Source organism: Vibrio intestinalis, assembly GCF_025195085.2.
Lineage (GTDB): Bacteria > Pseudomonadota > Gammaproteobacteria > Enterobacterales > Vibrionaceae > Vibrio > Vibrio intestinalis.
Window position 1 is genome coordinate 286,524 of record NZ_JANAVY020000001.1, and the last position, 26,063, is coordinate 312,586.

The 26,063-nt window shown below is 45.2% G+C and carries 23 protein-coding genes; 14 read left to right on the top strand and 9 right to left on the bottom strand.

Annotated features, from left to right (window positions below):
• Window positions 1-9 precede the first annotated feature (9 nt).
• Window positions 10-486, bottom strand: a complete 477-nt coding sequence (locus MU515_RS01190) for a GNAT family N-acetyltransferase (RefSeq protein ID WP_260258533.1) — start codon at window positions 484-486, stop codon at window positions 10-12.
• A gap of 284 nt (window positions 487-770) precedes the next feature.
• On the opposite strand from MU515_RS01190, the gene MU515_RS01195 reads away from it, so the two are divergent.
• Complete coding sequence (locus MU515_RS01195; protein WP_260258534.1) at window positions 771-1,586, top strand: hypothetical protein; 816 nt, start codon at window positions 771-773, stop codon at window positions 1,584-1,586.
• A gap of 88 nt (window positions 1,587-1,674) precedes the next feature.
• On the opposite strand, the gene MU515_RS01200 is transcribed toward MU515_RS01195, so the two are convergent.
• Window positions 1,675-4,812 carry an HD domain-containing phosphohydrolase gene (locus tag MU515_RS01200; protein ID WP_260259162.1) on the bottom strand — a complete coding sequence of 1,046 codons (3,138 nt, stop codon included), beginning with the start codon at window positions 4,810-4,812 and terminating at the stop codon, window positions 1,675-1,677.
• Window positions 4,813-5,118: 306 nt separating this feature from the next.
• Here MU515_RS01200 and MU515_RS01205 point away from each other — a divergent pair, with 306 nt between their 5' ends.
• From MU515_RS01205 to MU515_RS01220, 4 genes are read left to right on the top strand one after another with little or no spacing between them, the layout of a single operon-like run.
• The gene (locus tag MU515_RS01205) at window positions 5,119-6,528 is read left to right on the top strand and encodes a TolC family protein (protein WP_260258535.1); all 1,410 of its coding nucleotides are present in this window, start codon (window positions 5,119-5,121) and stop codon (window positions 6,526-6,528) included.
• Entirely contained in the window at window positions 6,528-7,505 is a 978-nt protein-coding gene (locus tag MU515_RS01210; protein ID WP_260258536.1) for an HlyD family secretion protein, read from the top strand. Before MU515_RS01205 ends, MU515_RS01210 begins: the two co-directional genes overlap by 1 nt.
• Window positions 7,502-8,644 carry an ABC transporter permease gene (locus tag MU515_RS01215; RefSeq protein ID WP_260258537.1) on the top strand — a complete coding sequence of 381 codons (1,143 nt, stop codon included), beginning with the start codon at window positions 7,502-7,504 and terminating at the stop codon, window positions 8,642-8,644. Before MU515_RS01210 ends, MU515_RS01215 begins: the two co-directional genes overlap by 4 nt.
• Window positions 8,641-9,783 carry an ABC transporter permease gene (locus tag MU515_RS01220; RefSeq protein ID WP_260258538.1) on the top strand — a complete coding sequence of 381 codons (1,143 nt, stop codon included), beginning with the start codon at window positions 8,641-8,643 and terminating at the stop codon, window positions 9,781-9,783. The genes MU515_RS01215 and MU515_RS01220 overlap by 4 nt, the downstream gene beginning before the upstream one ends.
• A gap of 7 nt (window positions 9,784-9,790) precedes the next feature.
• Here MU515_RS01220 and MU515_RS01225 read toward each other — a convergent pair whose 3' ends face one another.
• Together MU515_RS01225 and MU515_RS01230 are read right to left on the bottom strand one after the other, a co-directional pair.
• Window positions 9,791-10,228 (bottom strand): DUF3859 domain-containing protein, encoded by a 438-nt coding sequence (locus MU515_RS01225; protein ID WP_260258539.1) that lies wholly within the window; start codon window positions 10,226-10,228, stop codon window positions 9,791-9,793.
• Entirely contained in the window at window positions 10,204-10,605 is a 402-nt protein-coding gene (locus tag MU515_RS01230) for an ATP-binding protein (RefSeq protein WP_260258540.1), read from the bottom strand. The genes MU515_RS01225 and MU515_RS01230 overlap by 25 nt, the downstream gene beginning before the upstream one ends.
• A gap of 124 nt (window positions 10,606-10,729) precedes the next feature.
• Here MU515_RS01230 and metA point away from each other — a divergent pair, with 124 nt between their 5' ends.
• Together metA and pilW are read left to right on the top strand one after the other, a co-directional pair.
• Window positions 10,730-11,671 (top strand): homoserine O-acetyltransferase MetA, encoded by a 942-nt coding sequence (gene metA, locus MU515_RS01235; protein WP_260258541.1) that lies wholly within the window; start codon window positions 10,730-10,732, stop codon window positions 11,669-11,671.
• Window positions 11,672-11,806: 135 nt separating this feature from the next.
• The gene (gene pilW, locus MU515_RS01240) at window positions 11,807-12,523 is read left to right on the top strand and encodes a type IV pilus biogenesis/stability protein PilW (RefSeq protein ID WP_260258542.1); all 717 of its coding nucleotides are present in this window, start codon (window positions 11,807-11,809) and stop codon (window positions 12,521-12,523) included.
• Here the strand turns inward: pilW and MU515_RS01245 are convergent.
• From MU515_RS01245 to MU515_RS01255, 3 genes are all read right to left on the bottom strand, one after another.
• Window positions 12,515-13,891 (bottom strand): sensor histidine kinase, encoded by a 1,377-nt coding sequence (locus MU515_RS01245; protein WP_260258543.1) that lies wholly within the window; start codon window positions 13,889-13,891, stop codon window positions 12,515-12,517. The genes pilW and MU515_RS01245 overlap by 9 nt on opposite strands.
• Before the next feature lie 3 nt (window positions 13,892-13,894).
• Complete coding sequence (locus MU515_RS01250; protein WP_260258544.1) at window positions 13,895-14,563, bottom strand: response regulator transcription factor; 669 nt, start codon at window positions 14,561-14,563, stop codon at window positions 13,895-13,897.
• Between the two features lie 195 nt (window positions 14,564-14,758).
• Window positions 14,759-15,712 carry a lactate/malate family dehydrogenase gene (locus MU515_RS01255; RefSeq protein WP_260258545.1) on the bottom strand — a complete coding sequence of 318 codons (954 nt, stop codon included), beginning with the start codon at window positions 15,710-15,712 and terminating at the stop codon, window positions 14,759-14,761.
• Between the two features lie 192 nt (window positions 15,713-15,904).
• Here MU515_RS01255 and MU515_RS01260 point away from each other — a divergent pair, with 192 nt between their 5' ends.
• The 3 genes from MU515_RS01260 to MU515_RS01270 all read left to right on the top strand — a co-directional run bounded on the left by MU515_RS01260 (window position 15,905) and on the right by MU515_RS01270 (window position 18,534).
• Window positions 15,905-16,621, top strand: a complete 717-nt coding sequence (locus MU515_RS01260; protein ID WP_260258546.1) for a glycerophosphodiester phosphodiesterase family protein — start codon at window positions 15,905-15,907, stop codon at window positions 16,619-16,621.
• A 247-nt stretch (window positions 16,622-16,868) separates the two neighbouring features.
• On the top strand, window positions 16,869-17,258 hold the full coding sequence (locus MU515_RS01265) for a SulA-like leucine-rich domain-containing protein (protein WP_260258547.1): 390 nt from the start codon (window positions 16,869-16,871) through the stop codon (window positions 17,256-17,258).
• A 172-nt stretch (window positions 17,259-17,430) separates the two neighbouring features.
• Complete coding sequence (locus tag MU515_RS01270) at window positions 17,431-18,534, top strand: phosphoribosylaminoimidazolesuccinocarboxamide synthase (RefSeq protein ID WP_260258548.1); 1,104 nt, start codon at window positions 17,431-17,433, stop codon at window positions 18,532-18,534.
• 54 nt (window positions 18,535-18,588) lie between these two features.
• On the opposite strand, the gene MU515_RS01275 is transcribed toward MU515_RS01270, so the two are convergent.
• Together MU515_RS01275 and ydiJ are read right to left on the bottom strand one after the other, a co-directional pair.
• Window positions 18,589-19,050: a methyltransferase family protein gene (locus tag MU515_RS01275; protein ID WP_260258549.1), complete on the bottom strand. Its 462-nt coding sequence runs from the start codon at window positions 19,048-19,050 to the stop codon at window positions 18,589-18,591.
• Between the two features lie 80 nt (window positions 19,051-19,130).
• Complete coding sequence (gene ydiJ, locus MU515_RS01280) at window positions 19,131-22,163, bottom strand: D-2-hydroxyglutarate dehydrogenase YdiJ (protein ID WP_260258550.1); 3,033 nt, start codon at window positions 22,161-22,163, stop codon at window positions 19,131-19,133.
• 300 nt (window positions 22,164-22,463) lie between these two features.
• Here ydiJ and MU515_RS01285 point away from each other — a divergent pair, with 300 nt between their 5' ends.
• From MU515_RS01285 to MU515_RS01300, 4 genes are all read left to right on the top strand, one after another.
• On the top strand, window positions 22,464-23,150 hold the full coding sequence (locus MU515_RS01285) for a DUF3334 family protein (protein ID WP_260258551.1): 687 nt from the start codon (window positions 22,464-22,466) through the stop codon (window positions 23,148-23,150).
• A 156-nt stretch (window positions 23,151-23,306) separates the two neighbouring features.
• Complete coding sequence (locus tag MU515_RS01290; RefSeq protein ID WP_260258552.1) at window positions 23,307-23,990, top strand: DUF2786 domain-containing protein; 684 nt, start codon at window positions 23,307-23,309, stop codon at window positions 23,988-23,990.
• 137 nt (window positions 23,991-24,127) lie between these two features.
• Window positions 24,128-24,796, top strand: coding sequence for a YiaD family glycine zipper/OmpA-like lipoprotein (locus MU515_RS01295; protein ID WP_260258553.1), 669 nt, complete (start codon window positions 24,128-24,130; stop codon window positions 24,794-24,796).
• Between the two features lie 67 nt (window positions 24,797-24,863).
• Complete coding sequence (locus MU515_RS01300) at window positions 24,864-25,901, top strand: tetratricopeptide repeat protein (RefSeq protein WP_260258554.1); 1,038 nt, start codon at window positions 24,864-24,866, stop codon at window positions 25,899-25,901.
• Window positions 25,902-26,063: the final 162 nt, after the last annotated feature.

Here is a 26,063-nt window from a genome sequence, read left to right on the forward strand (position 1 = left end):
TTGTTCTGATTAAGCAATAGGTTTTCTTAACCAATGAATATGATGGCTAAAGCCACTATCAAAATAAAACTCACACGCTCCCTGATTAAAGTGCCACACCTCGACGAACACTTCTTTTACGCCATATTCACTAAAGCGTTGCTCTAATGTCTGATATAACGCGTTCGCAATGCCTTTACCGCGATAACTAGGGCTGACGTACAACTCATCAACACTGCCCATTTGTACCGGTTGGCTCACTGTCGAAATCAACTCACAAAAATGCCCAGTAATGAAGCCAACAATCTCATCATTGATTTTCGCAACAAACACCAAACAATCTGGGTTATCCAAATAGCGAGCGATACTTTTTTCCTGCTCAATTTCCTCTGCGGTTTTAAAGCTATCAGGCGCTTGCAGGTGATGCTCATGATGCAGCTCGTACATGAGGTCATTGAGCATTTCCAAATCATTACATTGGGCAGGAAGAATTAATGGTACTGGCATGATAAGTCGCGTATGAAATAAAACATTAGTTTGAGTGGTCACGCTCACACAATCAATAGAATACGACGGTTTTTTCACGCTACATTCAAATGCGGCAGCAATATCTCATCAATGATGCGACGCACACTGCCAATCAAGGGCTCCCAAGCGGCATACTGTACGCAATTCAACCAACGAATAGGCAAAAGTGTGCGCTTGAGACGCAGTTCTTAAATACACTAGCTGACAATCCATGCTGCGCGGTCTAGCATGAGGCCAACTTCATATCGAACTTCGTAGAAAACATGGAACGCTGCAATACTTTTACTCGTCGAGCTTTACTCGCTATCGCAACAGGTGCGGTGCTTTTAGCAACAGGATGTTCATCGAACCCAGAAAACGATCCTTCCCATCTGACTTATCCGCCAATCAAATACACAACATACACATCAGATGGTGACGTGCTGATCGACAGTTATAACGTCGTTCGTGGTGCCATTACTAATAATCGCTGGCTACCACTGAGCGAAACCAGTGAGATTAACCAGCAGCTAGATTCGCTCTTTCCTGAGCTGGAACAGACGTCCGTTTTAAGTTTTGAAGATCTCGCAACATCACAGTTTCACGATTCGGTAGAACAACTGGTTAAAAGCTTCAGTTGTGAGCTATACGCAAGCCAGCAGAGTACCGATTCTGTTCAAGCCTGTCCGCCAAGTAATGACCTTGCAGCCAACGGCCTTAGCTACCTACCCTTTCATAAAGGCGCAAGGTTTGAACAACGCTTAGCGGTGCAGACCCTCAATGCCACTCAAGATATGGAAATGGATCTGTTTCTAAAAAGTGGAGCAGAAAAATCACTCGAAAGCCTTTGGGGTGCGGTTCATACGCTTGGCCAATTTAACAGCAGCACATTAAGCCCGAACAATCTGGTGCTGACCATTAATATGAACGTTCATAAAAGATTCAATGAAGCATCGACTTGGCAGCCGATGCACAGCGCGCCGCTAATTTTCTTCGTCGCACTGCCAAGTGTTGAGGAGCTATTGGCGCAAAGTAATGAAATTACCGCAATGCAATATGCTTACGATCACGCTAAATTACTGATGGTTGATAGCCGTTAGGCCAACAGCCGTTATCTTAACCACTGAAAAGGAGCTCAATTGAGCTCCTTTTTACTATTTTTCTATTTAGCCAGCTACTCTCAGCCCTTTACGCCGACACGGCAGTATGGACGTACTTTGTTATGTCAACCTCGTCGATTTGCTCCGGCGGTAAATACTTATCGGCATACTGCTTGAATCCGCCACTGGTTAAAAACAGCATAAACAAGTCTTTATCTATGTGATTGTCATTTGCCATATGGCTTAAAATATCAATCGCCACGCTGAGCGGCTTGGCCTTTTTATATGGCCTATCTGCCGCCGTGAGCGCTTCAAATACATCTGCAATCACCAAAATTCTCTCTGGGATAGACAGTTGTTCAGCGGTCAGTTTACGTGGATACCCCTTGCCATCGAGTGTTTCATGGTGAGTAGACGCATAGCGCGGTACTTTTGATAACTCAGGCGGGAATGGCAGCGCTTCAAGCATTTTAATGCCACTGATCATATGCTCATTTATCTTGAATCTATCCTCAGCGGTCAATGTGCCGCGAGAAATCGACAAGTTATAAATTTCACCATAGTTATATTGATGCTCTGGCACATCCATTTTAATGCCGTGGTTAGGGTCAAACTCCATTGGCCTAACTCGGTCAATAATATGCTCAGGTTTATCAGCCAATAGTGATTCCTCTACAGGCAGTGGACCTTGAGGGGGTATTCGAACCAGTTCTTCACAAGGTGATAAGCCAAGGCGATTATCAAAATGGCGCATCCACGTTTGGCTAGCAATATGTTTGATTCGTTCGACTTTATCGTCGCTCATGAACTCTCCGCCCACATTGGCATTGGCGATGAACTCAAAATCTTGCTGTAACTGGGCTTGTTTTTGATGCAATGTCTCAAACGCTTGTGCTTTATCCACCTCCCCTTGCATCACGCTACGCAGATATTCAATCTCGGCATCGCGCCATAGCACTTCAAAACGCGTACGAATCTCATGAATTCGATTGTAGTTAGCTTCTAGCTTAGTGCCTTTATCCACCACATGCTCTGGTGTGGTGATCTTACCGCAGTCATGTAACCATGCGGCTATTCTGAACTCTCGGCGCTCATCATCATTGGCAAAACGGAAATCTTTGAACTTATCAGCATTTGAATCTTCGGCAATTTTCGCCAACATCATGCCTAGCTCAGGCACACGATTACAGTGACCAGCTGTGTATGGTGACTTGTCATCGATCGCTTGTGCAATTAAGCGAATGAAGGCCTCAACGAATGCTTCTCGATCTTGTTGGTGGCGCTCAATTTCTTGCACCATTTCTCGCATAGAAACAGAAAGCTCATGCACTTCTTTAATTCGAGATTTCACGCCCGTCACTTCTTTGAATCGGCGCTGCTTAATTTTCAGTGTTTCTTCTCGTAAGCGTGTTACTGGCCTAACAATTGGCGAACCAAACAGCCAAGCGACTGGCAAGAAGACCATCATGACCAACACAGTAAAGCCGACTGACTTCATCAGCCGTGCAATAACTTGATGGGTAATCACCTCACTTGGAATCACAACCGCAAAGTATTCCTGCGAGCCGCTGCTTGATACTGGCGTAACGTAAAAGAATTGCTGTTTATCCTCTAACTGAATCACTCGGTTGTGTTGGCTACGAGTTTGCGCCATTTGATACAAATCGGCATAAGGCACAAAACCGCCGCGAGAGACGTTTTGATCAAGCCACTTACTTTGCATCGCCTTGTGTTGCAACGGCGTCACCTTTTGCAGTGCATCGCGAATGATCGGAATCACTTGGGCAAATTGAGGTTGAACAAACAGATAAAATGGCACCGTCTCTAGATCAATCAATTTACCTACCGAAAAGGCATCACTGTTACTCACACCGCGCATTTCAGCCAAGGTCAGATAACTGTCGACCACATAACGCACCTCGCCACTGAGCAGCGCTTCACTGGCTTGCTCGAATGAATCTACACTAACAATATTGGTTGCAGGATAAAGCTGATGTAACAGCTGCTCGATTCCTCGCCCTTTTACTACGGCTACTTTATGCGGCTGCAAACCAAGCCCACTCACTGGTAGTTCATGTTGAGCTAAAGCGCTGACACCGAGGGATGCGGAATAGAGCCTCACACGATCAGCGGTGTGGCCACTAGTTAAGCTGGTTGCCGAATGAATCACATCTAGCTCGCCATTTTCAAATCGTTTAACGAGCTGCTGGGAGTTAAAGCCATTCACAAACTCGAACTTGATTCCGGTCATTTTGCTGACCACCGCTAGCAGTTCGATCGAATAACCTTGCGGTTCACCTGCATTAGCAAAGTCATAAGGGCCCCATGCATTTTGGTTCGACACTTTTAGCGGCGGTAGCGACTCTATCAACGCTTGCTGCTTTGCAGACAACGCCATTGGTTCGGAACGTGGGATTCTAATTTGCGCCTGTTGCGGCTGATTAGACGCTATCACTTCACCACTTTGGGTAAACAAGAACGCTTCAATACCTTTGTTTTCATCGATACCCAGTGCTTCTGAGCTGATTTTTGAACTCACTGATGAAAGAACAATGTCTACCCCAATCACTGCTTGATTGCTGCGGGTTGAATAAGTCTGGCCGGTGATTTTGAGATGTTTAAATAGATAGGGTTCGGTTTTATACACGTCAGATTCACTAGCGGAAGCAAACCAAGGCCGTTGCGTAGGGTAATAGTTGCTGCTTTCAGAAGTCATACGAGTGCGTTGAAATGATTCAGTAAAATATTCAGTGGTACGAACTCGCTCTCCTCGTTCGCTCCATATCTTAATGATCACCCAGCGGTCTTGCTCAGATGCCATGATCCGCTCTCGCACAATGGGTGATGAATCCAAATTAATTATCTGATAAAAATCTTCAAACTCATTCCCGTAATAAAGGCTATAAAAAAGTGGATTGTCGGAAAGGACTTGAACAAAAATATCGCGAATATCCTCTTCACTGAATTGGTGCCCAGCGGCGACAGATACACTGCGCAAAATACGCGCACTGCTCGTCGCGTTCACTTCAATTTGCTGAATGTATTCACTGATCTCCGCACTTGCCATCGTCAGCTTGGAGAGCACATGCTCTTCAGACATTTGCCGACCAAAATAATATTGCAGACTGATCGCGAAAGTGGCAGTTAATACAGTAGCGAATATAAACATGCTACCGACAGTAAAGCGAATAGAAAACTTTCGAGCCGAACTTGACGTTTGGGTCATCAACTATGCCCTCCTTTGGCATCTTTTCGGGAGGTTGCTTGTTGCACTGAACTCGCTGTTATATTTTATTTTTTCCGAGTCAGTGATAAATCTCAGGCTTACACATCCATATCAGCCTGTATTCATAACTATAGAACTAATTCAGTATTGAACCGTATGCACAAAAGTTCAACACAACATCTTCTAAAACTTAATACTAATTGTAACAAAAGTGTCATATAACACCTTTTCCTGAAATCGCGGCGTGATTGTCAGCATTATTTTTAGAGTTTATACTCTAACTTTACAATCAATAAGAATCGCGCTATGAAACTGCGTAAACTTTCACTATTGGTCAGTTGTTTAGGCCTCTGGGTACCCACAACCTATGCGGCACAAATCAGCTTTGATGAAGCATGGCAACTGTTGCAACAAGACAACAACTCGCTAGCCGCGCAGCGAGCCAACGTCGAACGTTACCAACATTTAGAAAATGCAACTGACAACCTAGATTTACCTCAGTTATCCATCGGCGCAAACTACACCCGCTTAGACCAAGATGTCACAGTATCGGGCGAGCAACTCTTTGACAGCACAGGCGCACATCTGCCTGCGCTTCCTCCCCAGCTGTCTCCGATCTTAGCCGCACTTGGTGCGACAACCTCTACCATTACCGAGCGCGATATATTTACCTCATCCATTCGTGCAATTTGGCCTATCTTTACTGGCGGCCGTATCAGCGCAGCGCAATCGGCGGCACAAGGCAAGACAGAGCAAGCGCACAGCGAACTAGCCATGGAAACTCAAGCGCGCTACGAAGACCTAAGCAAATACTATTTCAGTGTGTTGCTAGCAAAAGAGGTGGTGCAAACCCGTGCATTAGTTGAACAAGGTTTAACTCAGCATAGAGACAACGCGCTCAAGCTAGAACAGCAAGGTCAAATTGCTCGTGTAGAGCGTTTACAAGCAGAGGCCGCGCTCGATAAAGCCAAAGTTGAAACCAAAAAAGCACAAAAGAGCTTAGAGATTGCGCAGTCAGCGCTAACTAAAGTCCTCAACCAACCTCAACCGGTAGAGCCAAGAGATACCCTGTTCATCAACCAACATTTGCCTGCTTTGACCGCTTTTGTTGAACAAACTTTAGCGACTTACCCTGGTCTTGCCTTACTGGACGCAAAAGAGAAACAAGCGCACAGCTTAATCAAAGCGGAGAAAGGTAAGTTCTACCCAGAAGTCTATTTGTACGGTGATTACAGCTTGCATGAAGATGAGTCACTGGCGGCGCAGATGAAGCCGGATTGGATGGTTGGTGTTGGGGTAAACATTCCTCTTATAGAATCAACTGGTCGAAGTGAACAGCTCAAAGCAGCGCACAGTGCGGTTAGCCAAGTGAAATACCTAAAAGCGCAAGCTAAACAAGACCTCGCGGTGTTGGTTCAAAAAACCTATCTAGAAGCGCAGCAAGCACAAGAAGAAGCCATAGGTCTGAAGTCCAGTCTGCGTTTAGCCCAAGAGAATCTCAGCTTGAGACAAAAAGCTTTCTCGCAAGGGCTATCAACCTCAACTGACGTTGTCGATGCACAGCTCTACTTAGCCAGCATTCAAACTCAGCGCTCGGCCGCCAGCTTTAACTATCTAATTTCACTCTCCAAGCTGCTTGCACTTTCAAGCCAGATGGACAGTTTCCCTCAATATCAACATAAAGCGATGACAACCCAAAGCGGTAAGGAACAATGATGAAAAACGCTAAAAAACTGTTACTTTCAGCCACGGCGATCGCGATTACTTCATGGGTTGGATACAGCTTCTACCAAGCATATCAACCAAAACCAATTCGCCTGCAAGGCCAAATTGAATCGCAGCAATACAGCATTTCCTCTAAAGTTGCAGGGCGAATTGATCAAGTCTTGGTGAGAAAAGGTGACATCGTCACAAAAGACCAGCTTATTTTTACCCTGCATAGCCCTGAAATTGAAGCCAAACTTGAGCAAGCTAAAGCAGGAGAAAAAGCAGCAGACGCACTGGCAAAAGAAGCTGAAAAAGGGGCTCGCGCGCAACAAATTCAAGCCGCTAAAGACCAATGGCAAAAAGCCAAAGCGGCATCCAGCCTAATGGAAAAAACCTTCTTGCGCGTTAACAACCTATTTAAAGATGGCGTGGTTGCTGAGCAAAAACGTGATGAGGCCAAAACTCAATGGCAAGCAGCAAAATATACTGAAAGCGCTGCTTATCAGATGTATCAAATGGCCAAAGAAGGTGCGCGAGATGAAACCAAACTCGCAGCAGCGCAAAAAGCGCTTATGGCCGCTGGTGCAGTAGCGGAAGTAGAAGCCTACGCCGCAGATACCCAGATTAAGAGTTGGTTTAACGGCGAAGTATCTCAAGTATTACTGCAAAGCGGCGAACTTGCACCACAAGGTTTCCCTGTTGTCACCGTAGTGGATACCAAAGACTCATGGGCCGTATTCAATGTGCGCGAAGATTGGCTAAAGCACTTTAACAAAGGCAGCGTATTCAAAGCATATTTGCCAGCACTGGATAAGTCGATTGAATTTAAAGTCAATCACATCGCTGTAATGGGTGACTTCGCCACATGGCGTTCAACTGATGCCTCACAAGGTTTTGATCTAAGAACCTTCGAGGTTGAAGCGCGCCCAACTCAGCCGCAACCTGAACTGCGTATGGGCATGAGCTTAGCGGTTGAAATTCAATGACTTTCTCCAACGACTCGCAATGGAACATCTTAAGGCGCGACAAATGGCTATTATCGTGCCTAACTTGGTTGCCCATCCTACTCAGTGTCTCGATATGGGCGATATTTTCACAAGGTATTGCCCGTAATCTACCTGTTGGCGTAGTCAACCTAGCGCCCAGTGCATTATCGCAAACACTAGTCCGTTACTATGATGCCAGCCCAACAATGGCCGTTACGGCCACTTATCAAAGTGTTGAACAAGCCAAAGATGCTCTTGTAGAGGGGGATATCTACGCGTATGCGGTGATCCCAGCCAACTTTGAACAAGATGTCATCAAGCAATTTGCACCTCAAGTGAGTGTGTTTTATAACAGCCAAGCGATATTGATCGGTAAGCTGCTCAACTCTGCTTTTTTACAATCTCAAGCAACGTTTAATGCTCAGATATCAACGTTTTCACAGCTTAGCCATGGCAATCAAACACTTTCATCAGCCATGGCCAAAGCAGTACCAATCCGCAGTCAAATCACACCACTGTTTAACCTAAATAGTGATTACGCCCAGTTCTTGGTTTCCGCTGTGATTCCGGCTTTATGGCAAATTACTGTGGTGGTTTCGACCATTCTTATTCTGGCAGCCAACTTACGTCAACGCAGCTTAACTCAATGGCTAGGAGTAAAACCATTTAGTAATCTATGTTCTACCTTAGCGCCCTACCTGCCGATATTTGTCTTCCAAGGCTTCGCTTTTCTCATTTGGTTTTATCAAGGGTTTGATTGGCCAATCAATGGCAGCTTAGCCTGGCTGACAGTTGGCATTATCGTCACTACACTAGCCTGCGTGATCATGGGCAGCTTTTTCTTCTTCATGACCCTTGATGCCGCTCGCGCAATGAGCTTTGCTGGCGCATTTACCGCACCAAGCTTTGCTTTTATGGGCATCACCTTTCCGGTGACCGATATGAACGGTTTCGCGCAGTTTTGGCGTAGCTTGCTGCCAATCAGCCACTACATAGAACTGCAAGTCGGCCAAGTCAGTTATGGCGCATCAGCCCACCACGCACTTACTCAACTTATACCTATGCTTGGCTATTTAGTGCCTATGTTGCTATGCATGGCTTTGATTCAAAAACACCTACGCAAAGAGCCTGTGACATGAACATCATTCAGCTATTTAAATCAGAGCTCAAAGCCCTACTCACTAACCCTGTAGTAGTATTAACTGTGTTCGGGGGCGTGCTGTTTTACTCATTTTTGTACCCAATGCCATATAGTCATCAGACACCGCGCGAGCAGCACATTAGCATCGTCAATCTCGATGGCAGCCAAACCAGTTACACGCTTGAGCGCATGGTTGATGCCACACCACAAGTTGCGGTGGTTCGTCGCGATCACACCATAGAATCCGCAAAGCAGGCTTTTCTTGCCGGCGATGTCAGCGGCATCTTGGTTATTCCCGAGCATTTCTATAAAGATCTGTTGCTGGGGAAAAGCCCGACATTGACCTATGCAGGCGACGCTTCTTATTTCTTGGTTTATGGCACTATTGTGGAAGGTTTGGCTCAAGCCGGCGGAACGCTGGCGGCGCAAACGACGGTAAGCAAGCTTGTCATTGAAGGTACGCCGTTATCTCAAGCGACGCAGCAATATGCCGCGACCAAGCTTAACCTAAAGCCAACTTTTAACCCACGAATGGGCTATATCGATTACGTGGTTCCTGCGGTGTTTGTGTTAATTTTACAGCAGACTCTTGCCATGGCTGCAGGGTTAATGGGTGGAACGCAAAAAGACGGCAAAGGCTACTGGTCATCCGTTTCTACTGGTCAGTTGCTGCTTGTTAGGATCACAATTTTAACCGCCATCTATTACTTACTCAGTATGTACTATTTTGGCGCAAGCTTTAGCCAACAAGGGATTAGCCAACTGGCGAATGCGACTGAGCTGCTTACCCTACTGCTGCCCTTTTTAATTGCTTCATGCGCTATTGGTGTATGGCTTGGGTCAATCGTGCCACGCAGAGAGCTGGTAACTTTAGTAGTGCTTATCAGCTCTATGCCGCTTATCTTTAGTGCTGGTTTTATTTGGCCGTTAGAAGCGATCCCTTACCCACTGGTGTTCATTTCTAACTTGTTTCCCAGCACACCTGCGATACAAAGCTTTTTGGCGCTCAATCAAATGGGCGCAGATTGGGGACAAATTAGACATGGTTACACCCAGTTATGGCTACAAGCGGCGGCATGGGTGGTGATTGCGGGACTAAGTTATCATAGAGGGAAGCGACGCTCCCTCGTTGATTAGGGGGAATTTAAAAGCCGCGTTGCTTCCAAAAGCTTGATTCGTCTCGCGCAACGACTTGAAAGGTTTTTTCTGCAATCACTTTGCCTTTGAGTTCAATAGACATGTGCCAAGGGCCATAATTGGACTCCAAGCCATTAATTGGACAAAGCAATTGAATGGTATCACCAAGGTAGAAATCCCAATCATTGCTACCCGCATGCAGCTCGCCATCAAAAGGGGCAAGTAATTGTCCCTTTTTGCCAATCACACCGGGGTGATCAATCACGAACTGTATGACTTGCCCTTTGGCTCGTTTGATATTGACGATAAAACCAAACTCAACGTGCTCATCTGCGCTCACTGTGGTGGTAAATTGCTGAATCTTGGGTAGCGCTTTAGAGCGAGAATCCCACTTGTCGTAAATACCAAATGAGGTCATTTCTACAATTGGCGTTCGTTTCGCCATGTTTGCCACCTTGCTTTCATGTTATTAATCGTTGCTGGCTCTACGCCATGAATACTGCCAAATTCACCACTGCATACTAATACTTCAAATGTCGCATTCAACTGTTTGGCTAACTGAAAATACGGCATGATTTCCCAGCGGCGCACAAAGGTGTTCGACACCACCACATCCTCACCTTGTTGCAAGGCTAACTGGGCTTGTTCATAACACCACTGGTGGGCTTGCTTTAGTTTTAGCGGATCAAACTGATATGTCCCTTGCTCTGTGACAAAAAACATATCCGCTTCAAAATGGCGAGCACCTCTTTGCTTTGCAGCGGTACTTTTACCTGAACCCGGAATACCACGAATCAGCGTTAATGTTGGTGTTACTTTCACTACAGGCTTTAATCCTCGGTCTATTCAGGCTAGCAGTATACTGAAATTTGTTATCGACATCTCATAATGATTATTGTAAGTTTAGATGTATAGACGTCTAGAAATACGCTTTAGGGAGAAAGCTGTGCCAATTAAGATCCCCGATCAATTACCTGCATCAGACGTGCTGCGTACCGAAAACATCTTCGTTATGTCAGAGACTCGCGCATCAACGCAAGGAATTCGTCCACTTAAGGTATTGATCCTCAATCTTATGCCGAAGAAAATTGAGACGGAAACTCAATTCTTACGCCTACTATCCAATAGCCCATTGCAAGTGGATATTGAACTGTTGCGCATCGACAATCGTCCAAGTAAAAACACACCCACTGAGCATTTAGATAACTTCTATCGCCAGTTTGAGATGGTTAAAGGACGTAACTTTGATGGCATGATCATCACTGGTGCACCACTCGGCTTAGTGCAATTTGAAGATGTGATTTATTGGGAACATCTACAAAACATCATGAACTGGGCCAAAGACCACGTTACCTCTACACTCTATGTTTGTTGGGCGGCGCAAGCTGGCTTGAAATTGCTGTACGACTTACCTAAACGTACACGTAAAGAGAAACTCTCGGGTGTGTATAAGCATCAAACCCACGACCCGTTTAACCCAATTCTTCGCGGTTTCGACGATGAATTTTTAGCCCCCCATTCTCGCTACGCAGATTTCTCATCGGAATACTTAACCGAGCATACTGATTTGGATATTCTCGCGACCTCGGATGTAGCTGGTGTCTATCTGGCGGCAACTAAAGATAAGCGAAATGTCTTTGTTACTGGTCACCCAGAATACGATGCCAATACTCTGCACAACGAGTACATTCGCGATTTAGGCGAAGGTATGGAGCCAATTATTCCGGTTAACTATTATCCAAATAACAACCCAGATAATCCGCCTCGCGCAAGTTGGCGTAGTCATGGCCATCTGCTGTTTTCGAACTGGTTGAACTATTGTGTTTATCAGCAAACACCGTTTGACTTGGAGCACTTTAGCGAAGATAACTTCACTAAAGATGATTAGTCAGTCTCAGGGCTATGTCATATAGCCCTTTCTTACATTTGATGCTGTTGCTTTGATCGCATCAGCTCAATTACTCACTCCCGTAGTCCATATCGTAAACCCTATACTTGAGAGAAATTTTCCGTGGAGACTTTCATGCTCAAGTTAAGCGTCATTGTATTGGCTACGCTCTCTTTAACTGCCTGCGTTACCGTAACAGAAACTGTCAATTCAGAAGTCGAATCAGAGCCACAAGAGCGCGCAGAAGCTCGTATTGCATTAGGTATGGGATATCTTGAGCAAGGCAATATGATCAAAGCGCGTGAAAACCTACAAATCGCACTCAATCATGATCCAACGTTTTACCGTGCACAGCTTTCTATGGCGCACTATTATGAGCAAGTCGGTGAAGATGATTCGGCCGAAGGGCTATATAAACGCGCACTGGCTTACCACCCGCGCAACGGTAATGTGCTAAATAACTACGGCACTTATTTGTGCAAAAAAGGCGAGTATGAGCAAGCGGATGAATTTTTCAATCGAGCCATTGCCCAACCCTATTATTACCTTATCTCTGGTAGCTATGAGAATGCCGCTTTCTGCGCATTAAAAGCAGGTAACCGCGAGCAATCCATGGAATACTTTAAGCGCGCATTAGACCATCAGCCGATGCGATACCGCTCGACACTAAACTTAGCTAAATTGGAAATTGAACAAGGGGATCTGATCAACGCTCGCATCCGCTTGATGCAATTCACCCAAAGTTATGGTTTGAAGAAAGACGCACTGCGCTTAATGATTGATTTAGAGGATAAGGCCGGAAACCAAGGCTTAAAACGACAATACCAAGATCAGTTAGACAACCTAAGCTAATTTAAACAATAACTCGATACACAGGCCGCCTTGCGGTCTGTTGTTCGCGTACACATGGCCGCCCATCAGTTTCATCGATTCTTTGACGATCGCAAGCCCCAACCCATAACCGCCAGATTGCTTGTCACGCGCGGTATCTAAACGAGTAAAGGGGGTGAAAATCTCTTTAAGCTTATCAGCATCAATGCCCTTACCATCATCTTCAACCGCGATGACCAAATGGTTTTGACCTCGATGAGAACGCTGCATGGTTTTCACATCAATACGCGCATCACTGCCAGCGTACTTAATCGAGTTAGTGATCAAGTTTTGCACGCAGCGTGCGACCAATCGTTGATCAGCTAAAGCATGAGGTAAAAACTCATTTAAGTTTGATAACAAGGTTTGATTCGGTTTAAGCGCAAGTCGGCTTTGGGTAATGACGCCTTCAATGCACGTTTGTAAATTGAGTTCAGTCATCTCAACTTCATAACGAGCATTTTCCAAGCGGCTGTAAGTTAAGATTTCATCGACTAAGCTATCCATTATTTCTACTTCACGCTCAGCTCGCTCGACCAAATGAAGGTCGCTAGGGTCGACCTTATATTTGAGCAAATGCAGCGCCAAGTTTTGTCTCGCCAATGGCGTTCTTAGCTCGTGAGAAACGTCGCGTATCAATTGTTTTTGCTTAGTCGCAAGGGAATGAATTTGCTGGCTCATGTTATCAAAGTCTTGAGCTAATTCATTAAATTCACGGGTGTTCGATTGCAGCTCAGACACCACATTGACGTCGAAATCCCCCATCGCTACTCGGTGGCTCGCCTCGCGTAAGCGGTCAAGTGGCTTTTGCAATTGACGGGCAATGATCAACGAGAACAGCCCCATGATGGCAAAAGCGATCACAAACTTACTCACCATCAGGTAATTGAGGAATAAATGCGCGGGGTGCAACTCACTAGGCAGTTGAATAACCAGTAAGTTTTGGCCAACCAACGGCTGACCAATCAAGGGCTTGTTCACCCTGTCATTCATTAAGTCATCTAGCTTACGCAAAAAACGCAGCTTGAACTCAAAATGTGGGTGCATCTTACGATGAGAAAGTGGCTGTTTGTCGCTATCAAGCACAAATAGGTAAAAAGGCTGCGCTCGCTCCCAATCGGCAAGCTCATCCATGTCACCCTCTTCAATCAACACATTAGCTTGGTGAGCCAGTTCTTGCATTTCTGCTTTTAGGCTATCAGGCAATACTAAGGTAGTGCGTACTAGCGCTTTTTCAGTGATGGCTTGCAACAGCAATATTGAAAGAACCACCAGCGACATATAGCTAAACAAGTTAAATGCTAAGCCATCTTTGCGCTTTTCAATAAAAGAGGGACAACGAAGTCGCACGGGTTAGTCTCGTACCATTTCGATAAAGCTATACCCTTTACCACGCACAGTTTTGATATGCTGTTTAGACATCCCCGCCTCAACCAATTTCTTGCGCACATTACTGATGTGCATGTCGAGGTTGCGATCGAACGGGCTCAGTTCTTTTTTCAGCACTTCAATTTGTAACTCAGCTTTAGATACCACCACCCCTTCGTAGCGCATTAAATAGCCCAACAGGTCCGCTTCGGTACCAGTAAAAGGTAGGTTATTGATTGCATCACAAAACTCAGTTTGGTTTTGTGCAAGGCCGTTTTGACGCTGTTTTTCCAAGCCTACACGGCGGAAGATGGCTTTAATTCGAGTGATCAGTTCTGGCACTTTAAACGGCTTAGCCATGTATTGGTCGGCGCCTGCTTGATAGCCATCTAACATTGATGACTCATCGTTCAGTGCTGTAAGCATAAGAATTGGCGTTGCAAAGCGCTGGCATATACGACGCGCCACTTGCAACCCACTCAGTTTTGGTAACATCACATCCAGTAAAACAAGGTCTACCGCGTTTTTTTCTAGAAACTGCAGAGCCGTTTCCCCGCAGTAAACACTCGACACCTGATAACCTTCTAAACTCAACACTTCACAGATCAGTTGGTTTAGTTCTACATCGTCATCAACAACTAAAATACGAGACATGATTCACATAATCTAAATGAGAAAGGTTGAGATTCTAATCTGGACGTGCTGCGCTGACAACCAAATAATGAGGAAAAATGGCATAAAAATACCCAACTAAATAGCTGGGTATTATATAGATAATCACTGATATCACACTCAATCACGATGGCAGTTTATGATTCGATTGAGTGTGCCTAACTAAGCATAGAATAACTACACATTTAGCCCTGTCGCTTCACCAACACGTTCAATCGACTCTCGCAAGTTCTCGCTGATAGTACGCAGCGTCTCTAGCTCTTCATCGCTAAATGGATGCTGTAGTATCATCTCTGCGCCATTTTTACCGACCACTGTCGGTAAGCTCATCACCACGTCTTTGATGCCGTATTCACCTTGCATCAAGGTTGCCACTGGCAGCACAGAGCGCTCGTTAATCTTAATCGCCTGAATAATACGAAACACGCTGGCAGCAATACCATGGGTTGTATTTTGCTTGCGTTTAAAAATCTCGTATCCGGCTTGCTTTACCGATTCAAGCAACTCATCGGCATCAATACGGGCAATATGCTGAGTATCACAGTAATAATCCGCGGGTTGACCAGCAATGGAAATCAGGCTTTTAGGTGTGAAGCAATGGCTTCCGTGCTCACCCAGTACATAGCCAAACACATTTTTGGGGTCAAGATTGACGCGATTAGCCACTATCGACATAAGACGAGCCGTATCGATAACACAACCGCTACTGATTACTTTACTGGCCGGGAAATTAGTATTTTTGGCGATACAATGCGTCACAATATCGCACGGATTGGTGACCACAATTAGTGTTGCTTTCGGGGCAACACGCTCAATGTTCTGCGCAATCTCCACTCCAATTTTGCTATTGATTTCCGCCAAATCCATTCGAGTTTGACCTTGCTTGATTTGCGCTCCTGCCGTGATAACCACGATATCAGCACCAATCAAACTCAAATAATCGTCAGTTGGGATAATATTGGTATTCTTTGAAAACGTGAGAGCAGCGGTATGACGAAAGTCATAAACTTCACCTTCAGCTCTCTCGCGGTTTTGATCCAGTAAAACTAACTCGCTTACACTACCTAGTGTTAGTAGGTAATTGCATATCCCTACCCCAACAGCACCTGCACCAATTACGCCTATTTTCATGTTTCGATCCTTGTTAACACAACTCTTTAAATTGTACTAACATTGTGGCTTTAAACTCCAATATAATGTCGCAGATTACGATTAATACGAATCAAGTGACTAAAAATAAGGCAATTTTAAGCATACAGTTGATCACAACCGTCACACTTCTATTGCTACTATCTAAACTATTGCCACCACGTTGGAGCGAACATGCCAATCACCATCATCGGTCACCGAGGCATCGCGGGACATTACCCGGAAAATACCCTAGTGAGTATCCAAGCCGCTATCGAGCTTGGTTTAGAGTGGGTGGAATTTGATGTACAACCTACTAAAGATGGTCACCTTGTGGTTTGCCATGACCATACCATTGATCGCTGTAGCAACGGTTTTGGCCGCGTCGATAGCTACACTTTAGAACAACTACAGCAATTTGATTTTGGCGGCTGGTTTGCGCCAAAATTCAATTTACAGCCAATCCTTACCCTCGACCAACTGCTCTCATTCACTCAGCCACTTACTATAAAGCTCAATATTGAGGTCAAGCTCGATACCCAGCAGTACATCGAAGTGGCCACACAGTTAAAGCAGTTACTGGAGAAACACGCTTTCCCCACAGAGCGCGTCGTTATCTCGAGCTTTAGCCACAACATGTTACGCGCGATTCGCCAATGTGAGATTCAATATCCCATCGCGGTTCTTAGCGATAAGTTAAATGATCAAGACATAAAACTGGCCGAAGAGATAAAAGCGGTTGGCTGCAACTTGGATATCGCCCATCTAAAAGAAGAGCACATTAAACAGCTACACAAAAGCGGTTATAAGGTTTGGAGCTACACCATCAACCAACCAGATCAGATAGCGCAACTTCCTAGCCTTGACGGTATTTTTAGTGACTTTCCGCAGCGCTTCCTAACGGAGAGCTAATCACATACACCACTGTATAACGCGACGAATACTGGATATACAGTGGTGTAGCCTCACTTACAGTAATCCATCTTCTATTTACTCTCTCGAACCTTCATCAAGTTCAAATCAATAAAAATCAAACACTTAGCCAAGACGCCATCAATCTAAAACAAAAACATGCTGAATTAATGCACAAAAGTCTTGATCTCTACCTTAAATAAAACTACTGTATACACATACAGCATGTATATAAGGACAGTTAATTATGATTCAGGCACATACTCAATCTTTCTCAAAATACAATGTACTCGCACGACCAACGTCTCCTATGAACATTGATAACGATACCCTGAATCGTTTAGCTGGCCTTTCACTACAAAGTCAGTGGATTTTCTTTACCGCTCAATGCCCTCGTCCCGATTTTGCGCAGTTCTCAGCATCAAACGTTAGCTGTAAAAAAATCATTCAGCTTAAAGATTCTAATATTCAATCTGAGCTGGAAATCGTAATGAAGGCGATTAAATCAGGCAACGCGAGCGCGGTTGTTGCATCCAATGCCATTAACCCATTGAACCAACATCTACTGACGGATTTAGCACACCAACATAATTGCGAAGTGTTTTTTGTTGAGGGCAGAGTGAACCAGTACCATTAATAAGCTCAGCAATACGTCTTTTAGCCTCTCTTTCGGGAGGCTTTTCTTTGGTCATTCATCCAATTTGAAAAAATAAAGCAAACGTTTGCTTTTTATCTGGAACACTCTTCTACTTCTGGTATCATGCGACTCAAATCTGTTATCACTTTCATGTAAACGATAGGAATATCTCATGAGTCTCGCTGATCAAGTCCTCGCCGTTAATGACGACCTACCTATTCGCACCGATAAGCCTGTTCACAGTGGCAAAGTTCGCTCTGTATACTGGTTAACTGAGCAAGATAGCCAACGCCTAATTAAAGAAAAAGGCTACGATGTTGCACCAGATGCGCCGCTTGCAATCATGATTATCAGCGACCGCATTTCTGCGTTTGACTGCATTTGGCACGGACAAGGTGGCTTAAAAGGCGTTCCAGGGAAAGGCGCTGCACTTAATGCCATCTCTAATCACTGGTTTAAGCTATTTAAAGACAATGGCCTTGCCGATAGCCACATTCTTGATATCCCTCACCCGCTGGTTTGGATCGTTCAAAAAGCGAAGCCAATCATGATTGAAGCTATTTGCCGTAAGTACATCACAGGCTCAATGTGGCGTGCATACAGCAAGGGCGAGCGCGAATTCTGCGGTATTGAACTGCCAGAAGGTCTTGAGAAAGATAAAGCGCTACCAGATCTACTGATGACGCCGTCAACAAAAGGCATTCTAAAAGGCATTCCGGGTGTTCCTGAAGCGGATGATGTCAACATCACACGTAAGAACATTGAAGATAACTTCGCCGCCTTCAACTTCACTAAACAAGAAGACATCGCCAATTACGAAAAACTGCTTCGTGAAGGCTTTGGAGTTATCAGTGATGCGCTAGCGAAAGTAGAGCAAATCTTCGTCGATACCAAATTCGAGTTTGGCTATGTCAATGACGCGGCAGGCAATGAAAAGCTGATTTACATGGATGAAGTAGGTACGCCTGATTCATCACGTATTTGGGACGAGAAAGAGTATCAGAAAGGCAATATCGTCGAGAACTCGAAAGAAGGCTTCCGTCAGTTCCTGCTTAACCACTTCCCAGATCCAGATATCTTGTTAAACAAAGACCGTATGCCAGAACGTGAAGCGCTTGCGCGTGACAATGAACTGCCTTTAGAAGCATTAATGGATATCTCTAAGACCTATACTGGTATTGCTGAAAAGATCACAGGTAAAGCAATTCATCTGAGTGATAACCCAAAGCAAGAGATCATCGATATTCTTGCTCAAGAATACGGTCTCATTGACTAGATTTTTTGCGTAGCAAAAAGTAAAAAGCCTTCACATGCGTGAAGGCTTTTTCTTTTAAATCCAACGACGTACTCGCTGCTTATAATCTAAATACTCTGCACCAAATAGATTTTCTAACGCCCTTTCTTCAGGCTCGATTTGAAACCTATTCATATAAACAATAAACAACAGCGGCATAGCAAAACAGATGATGTTTTGCTGCCAATAAGCCAAGCCAAACAGCACCATCACTAAGCCCAGATACATCGGATTGCGGGTATAAGCAAATATGCCCGAATCTACCACTGTAGTGGCTTGCTCTACTTTAACAGGATTCACTGTTGTCTTCGCTTTACGAAACTCAAACACGCCAGAGAGGCCAATCACAGTGGCGATAAGCACCACCAGCGTAAAGATAACGATTGGCAGAGGTAAACTCACTTCAAAACCCATTAGCACGTGGTCAAGCTTCACCATTGCTAGCGCCAATATTAAGAACAGCGCAACGGGTGGAATTTTTCGTTCCAAAAACGTCATCAAGCCAACCTCTTTCTTAAGTCATTCTCTTTAGTATAAGCGGGCAATGCCCGCCTTGTGGTAAAAGTCGATAGACTCAACTACATGATTTCCAGCAACGCCTGTAATGGGTGCTTTGTTTTGACGTGTTCAAAACGCTTCACTTGGCTTCGACATGAGTAGCCCGTCACCAAGCAACGCTCCGCGGGTAACTCTTCCAATCGGGGTTTCCAACTTAAATTGAAGATGTCTTTCGACATTTGCAGCTTATCCACCTCATGACCAAATGTACCAGCCATGCCACAACACCCAACGGGGACAGTGGTTAACTGAGCACCAAAGTGAGTAAATATAGCGCCCCACTCTTTTTCCGCATTAGGCATTTTAGTTTTCTCGGTGCAGTGAGCCAGTAAATACCACGGTTCACGAGCCTCAGATTGCGCTTGATTAAACTGTTCTAATCTGGGGATTAACCACTCATGTACCGTTAGTACTTCAAAGTCGCCACGTTTGTTGCCCAACACCTCTGCATACTCGTCGCGATAACAGAGCACCAACGCAGGATCGACACCCACCATTGGAATATTCAGATCTGCCACTTGCTGCAGGAACATCGCTGTACTGTGAGCACTTTTCGAAAACTTATGTAAAAAGCCCTTAATGTGCTGCGCTTTACCGTTAGGTTTAAAAGGCAGCAGAATCGGTGTTTTGCCCAGTTTTTCAATCAGTTTGACAAAGTCTTCAACGACATCTGCGTCGTAGTAACTGGTGAACGGGTCTTGCACTACTAAAACGTGGTTAGCTTTATCTTCGCGAGAGAGCGCAGCAAGCTCTTGCAAATCAAACTGCTTAAGCTGATTAACTCGTTTTTTCAGCGTCGGTACAGACATTAAAGGCGCATCAATATAACCCACCGAGGCGGCGGTCAGATCTTGTACCCATTTCTGCTTAAGCACCGCATTAACGATCGTTGGCGCTTTTGCCATTAGCGGCAACATAGTTTCGATGTTGGCCACCAAATAATCCTTCGCAGGACGCTGATAACGAGTGTAGTAAATGTTTAAGAATCTGGAACGGAAGCTAGGGACATCAACCTTAATCGGGCACTGACTGGCACACGCTTTACAGGCAAGACAGCCATTCATCGCCTCGTAGACTTCATGAGAGAAATCGTACTCTTTACTTTTGTTGAATGAATTACGGACTCGATCAAGCAACCCTTTAATCGAAGCGCTGTTTTCTAACGCTTGTTTTTCTAAATCTAGAATATCGACGCCTTGGTCCGTCAGTTGTCGCAACCACTCGCGCACTAAGCCAGCTCGCCCTTTTGGCGAATGGCGACGGTCGGCCAAAACTTTCATCGATGGACACATAGGTGACGCGGTATCGTAGTTAAAGCACAGGCCATTACCATTACATTCCATCGCCTGCTTAAAGCTATCACGCACTTTTACGTCAATTTGGCGATCGTAAAATCCGCGCTTCGCATCCGTCACTTTCACCAATTGCTCATGGCTTTCCAGTGGCGTACATATTTTGCCCGGATTCATTTTGTTTTGAGGGTCAAACGCGGACTTTACTCGGCGAAGTTCATTAAACAGCTCTTCACCAAAAAACTCTGGCCCATATTCACTGCGAAAACCTTTACCGTGTTCACCCCACATCAAGCCGCCATACTTGGCGACCAAACGCACCACATCGTCTGAGATGTCATGCATTAACTTCTCTTGTTGAGGGTCACACAAGTCAAGCGCAGGGCGTACGTGTAAAACCCCGGCATCTACGTGGCCAAACATACCGTAATTCAGCTGCTTAGCATCTAATAGCTGACGAAACTCAACGATAAAATCAGCCAAGTTTTCTGGTGGAACACAAGTATCTTCAGCAAAGGCGACCGGTTTTGCTCGGCCTTTTGCCGCACCGAGTAGACCTACCGCTTTCTTACGCATACCGTAGATTTTGCCAATGCTAGCAACATCATTACAAACCTGATAGCCGATGATGCCCGCTTGCTCAGTCTCCAACATGGCATCAAGTTGCTGCGTCATATGATCAACTTGGCGCTGTACTTGTTGCTCATCTTGGCCTGCAAACTCGACCATATTGATGCCAAGCATCTCTTTACCGGGAACATCGGTCAGCAGATCACTCACGGTATGCCAAACAATATCTTCTTTGGCTAAGTTAAGAACTTTAGAGTCAATGGTCTCGACCGACAGCGCATCAGCTTCAACCATGAATGGTGCATTGCGCAAAGCGGAGTCAAAACTGTTGTATTTAACATTCACCAAGACGCGCGATTTAGGAATCTTGGTTAGGTTTAGTTTTGCCTCAGTGATAAAAGCTAATGAACCTTCCGCGCCACAGAGCACTCGGGTCAAGTCGAATTGATCTGTCTCAGTATCTAATGCGTTTTTTAAATCGTAACCGGTCAAAAAGCGGTTAAGAGGTGGAAACTTCGCTTCAATTTGAGCGCGCTTTTCACGACAAACTTGTTCGGTTACCGTTAAGGCATTATGTGCGTACTGCCCCTGCTCTGGTAGGCCTTTAGATAAATCCGATTCAAGTACAGAACCATCAGAAAAAACCGCTTGTAGCGACAAAACGTGATCAGAGGTTTTGCCATATTTAAGCGAGCCTTGCCCCGACGCGTCGGTATTAATCATACCGCCAAGCGTTGCACGGTTACTAGTTGAAAGCTCTGGCGAAAAGAAGTAACCATAAGGGCGCACCGCGTCATTGAGCTGGTCTTTAATGACACCGGTTTGAACCCGAACCCAGCCTTCTTGCTCGTTGATTTCGAGCACCTTATTCATGTGGCGAGAAAGATCGACCACCACACCCTGTGTTAAGGATTGGCCGTTCGTACCTGTACCGCCGCCACGAGGCGAAAACTTCACCCGCTCATAAGCAGGTTTAGTGCTGATTTTACCGATTAAGGCAACGTCTTCGGTGGATTTGGGATGAATCACGGCTTGCGGCAATAACTGATAAACACTGTTATCAGTTGCGACGGCAAGTCGGCTTGAATAGTGCGTTTCAACATCGCCGCTAAACCCTGCGGTTTGTAGCTCTTGTAAAAAGCTAACCACCACCGGATCGACATCTGGCTTTGAATGAAGTCTTGGTAACATTTGCTTCCTGCCCCTACTACGCTGATCCATTCAGCATTGGGTTATTCTATTAATCTTTGAGTTTCGTCACTTTACAACATTTAAAAGGGTGATCAAAACAGATTTGCAATGCCACAATAGAAATTATATTCGGATATTGGTCTTTAACTGGCGTGCCACGACTCTCTTATCTTGTCACCGCCGAGCGAACAATTTCAGAGAATTTCAGTTTGTCCTAGCCAAAACACTGAAATTCGAGCATTCTTTGTACTGAATATATTGAATGAATATTCCCAAACTTGGCTTTTTGAGCGACTACCAATGAAAAAAAATAAAATCATCACTACTGAAGACATCCTTTTAAAACTTTGCCAATCAGTGTCGGGAGTTCTAACGTCAGCAACTGACTCTGATGTTTCTTACTCGGCGATGGTACAAAAGATCAACAAAACCAGCCTAAAGCCAGACTTTGGTTGTTTTGTTCTGTTCGATGGCGGCTTCTCAGGCCTTGTCGTAATCAACTTCACCGCAAAAGCGGCACTAGAGCTATACCGCAACTACATGCGTAACATGGGCATGCCAGCAGAAGAACTTGCAATTGCTCACACCTCTGATGAAGTGGGTGATGTACTGGGTGAGCTAATGAACCAGTTAGTGGGCGATTTCACTAACAAGATCCGTAAAGAGCTACACACTCACATCACACAAAACCAGCCTAAGATGCTATCGCTAAACAAACAGGTCATCCTGTCTGTTGATACCAACTTAGATCGCCCACAAGCGCGCCGTGTAACTTTCTCAACGGAAGGTGGCAACATCTTCTACCTAGAGCTTGCTATGGACAAAACTGAGTTCATCCAGTTAGAAGACTTTGAAGCGACTGAAGATGAAAACCCAGATGACATCCTTGAGCAAGCGCAGCAGAAGATGCGTGAAAAAGAGCAAGCTAGCGCAAGCGATAAGGGCAACAGCGACGCTGACGACCTACTTGACGAGCTAGGTATTTAATTTCAGCGTCTTACGCAAATCTTATCCAACCACAATGCCCTCCTTAGCCGAGGGCATTGTCATTTATGCATTCTGATAGCGGGTAAAGTTGCGAGCGAGCATTAGAAAGAGGTAAAATAGCCGACTTTGCTAATTTCATGAGTTTTGCTGTCATCGATGGATAAACAAAAAGCCCTCAAAAAAATCGCCAAATGCCTAGAGCTTGGCAATTCAGCTAACGTCAATGAAGCAGCGAATGCGATCAAAATGGCGCATCGCTTAATGCTCAAGTATGGCTTGGATAAAGATGACATCGAGTTCATCAAAATGGGCAAGACACAATCTACCCACTTACTTCCTGCCAATACCAGTTCTACTTTGCTGCGTATTATTCGCGGTATTAACACCAAATTTGGCGTAGAAGCGGTACTGCTTAACCACAAAGGTTTGAAACGCGTAGAATTTATTGGCGAAGCAGACCGCGCCATCTTCGCAGCGTTCGCATTTGATATCGTCTACCGTGAACTCAATGAACAAACGGGTAAATTCCGCAACAGTTTTGCCGGTTCAGGCACATCCAGCACTGAAGTAACGCGCCGCGTTAACTCATTTGTGTCTGGTTGGGTTGAAGGTGCACTAGAAAAGCTGCCTATCATTTCGCCTGACGAAGAATCGGCAAACAAAATCGAAGATTACATCGATAAAGAATTCAAAAATATCGACCGTGAAACCTTCAAACAGCAACTTCGTGAAGCGATGAAAAACCTCACCGACGACTACGAAGTGGGACTAAAGAAAGGCCGCACTGTCTCAGTTAGCCGCCCTATCGATGGTGCTCAAGCACCAAAAATGCTGCGCTGATTAACGGTTTTCTGAAGCTTGTGTTCATCACAAGTTAATCTTGTGTCAAATATAGTAAGAATAATTGACATAAAGAACGACATAAGGTTAATTGAAGCCTATTCCACCTAATTTGATATCACATGGAGAACATATCCGTGAAAAAAATGACTATTGCCCTAGCGATTGCTATCGCACTAACAGGCTGTCAGGCGACTCAACGTCAAAACGCAACGACCGGTGAAACGGAAACTAACTCTGCAACTAAAGGTGCACTTCTTGGTGCGATTGCAGGTGCAACGATTGGTCTTGCTACAGGTGATAACTCGAAAGAACGCGGTAAGCACGCTCTCATTGGCGCGGCAAGTGGCGCGGCAATCGGTGGCGGCGTGGGTTACTACTTTGACCAACAAGAAGCTGCTCTACGTAAAGAGCTAGTAAACTCGGGCGTACAAGTAGAACGTGTTGGCGAAAACCAACTGCTTCTTCGCCTTGAAAACGGTATCGGTTTTGCGTCAAGCAGCTACCAGCTTGACCCAAGCATCCACCGCACACTGCGCGGCGTAGCGCGCATCCTAGTAGAGTACCCAGATACTAGCCTAGTGATCGAAGGTCACACAGATAGCACTGGTGCAGACACTATGAACCAAACGCTTTCTGAGCAACGTGCTGAGTCTGTTCGTGGCTACCTAGTACAACAAGGCGTTGCAGCGGGCCGTGCTATTTCTCGTGGCTACGGTGAGCGTTACCCATTATGTACAAACGACACTCAAACAGGTCGTGCGTGTAACCGCCGAGTTGAAATTAAGATCCTACCTCTGAAATAATAGGTAACCCGTCTTTCAAGCCGTTAGCTTTGATGAGTTAGCGGCTTTTTTATTTTGGAGTTTGTTGATGTTAAAAGCTGCGATGTTAATGCTTGCGTTGTTCTCTGCCAGCTCATGGGCCATGACCCCAGCTGAATTTGAACAACTACTGCACCAAGCTGAACTAAACAACCCGCGTGCTCAATACCAAGTCGCTAAAGCGTACCAACTCGGAGATGGCGTATCTGCCTCTTCAAGCGAAGCCCTGTACTGGCTAGAGCAAGCAGCAAATCATCGCTACAAGCAAGCGCAAAATGAATTGGTTGCCTACTACCAACAGCCTGAAACTCAAAACATGAGCAAGGCGATGTTCTGGTTAACCAAACTGGCAATTAATGGCGATGACCAAGCTCAATTTGAACTGGGGCAGCTATACGAAGATCAAGGCAAACAGCTTTCAGCGACCTCCCAAGCCAAAATTTGGTATCAACTCGCCGCAGAGCACAACTCTCAAGCTGAAGAAGCATATTCACGCGTGTTAGAAGCGGAATTTAACGCCCAGCGAGCCAAACAAGTGGCTGCGATCAATGAAATGGACGAGCAGCTCAATCACACTGCCTCTTCGCCAATCTCCAAAACAAACCGCAACTCTGCCCCGCTATTTACTCCATTAAGTTATGCGCTACTCACATTGGTGGCTTTATTAGTGACCGCAGTGGCCTGGCTTTGGCGTTCAAGCAAAAGTTCTATTCAGCAGCTTTCTAGTGATGCCAATGTACATTCGTCGAAAAGCGAGCAGCTGAAACAACAAATCAAGCAGCAAGAATCGACATTAAAACAGCAGAAACGCCAGATGGAAGCGATGTACAACCAACTGAAAAAACAGCAGTTGGAACTCAAAAACAACCATCAAACACCCGTTGCTAAGCCGGCTTCTGCGACAAGTTTTAGCCTAGCCTGCGCCTTATTTGGGTATGACAGTCAAAAGTTACCTGATGAGAAGCAGATTAAGGTTCGCTATAAGCAGCTATGCAAAATTTATCACCCCGATTTAAAAGGCAGTGATGAAGAGATGAAAAGACTCAATAGCGCTTTAAAATTAATACTCAAAAACGTTAATAAATAGTTGCAAAACAATAAACACCGATCGCGTTTTGCTCAAAACATACGCATACCAGTGCCTGCGCAATCGATCACCCTCCCAGTTATTGCAACAAATAGTTAACCTCAAATAACTAAATGTGCCATAATTAGCGTTGAAAATAACGCCTGGTGATAACGGTGGGAG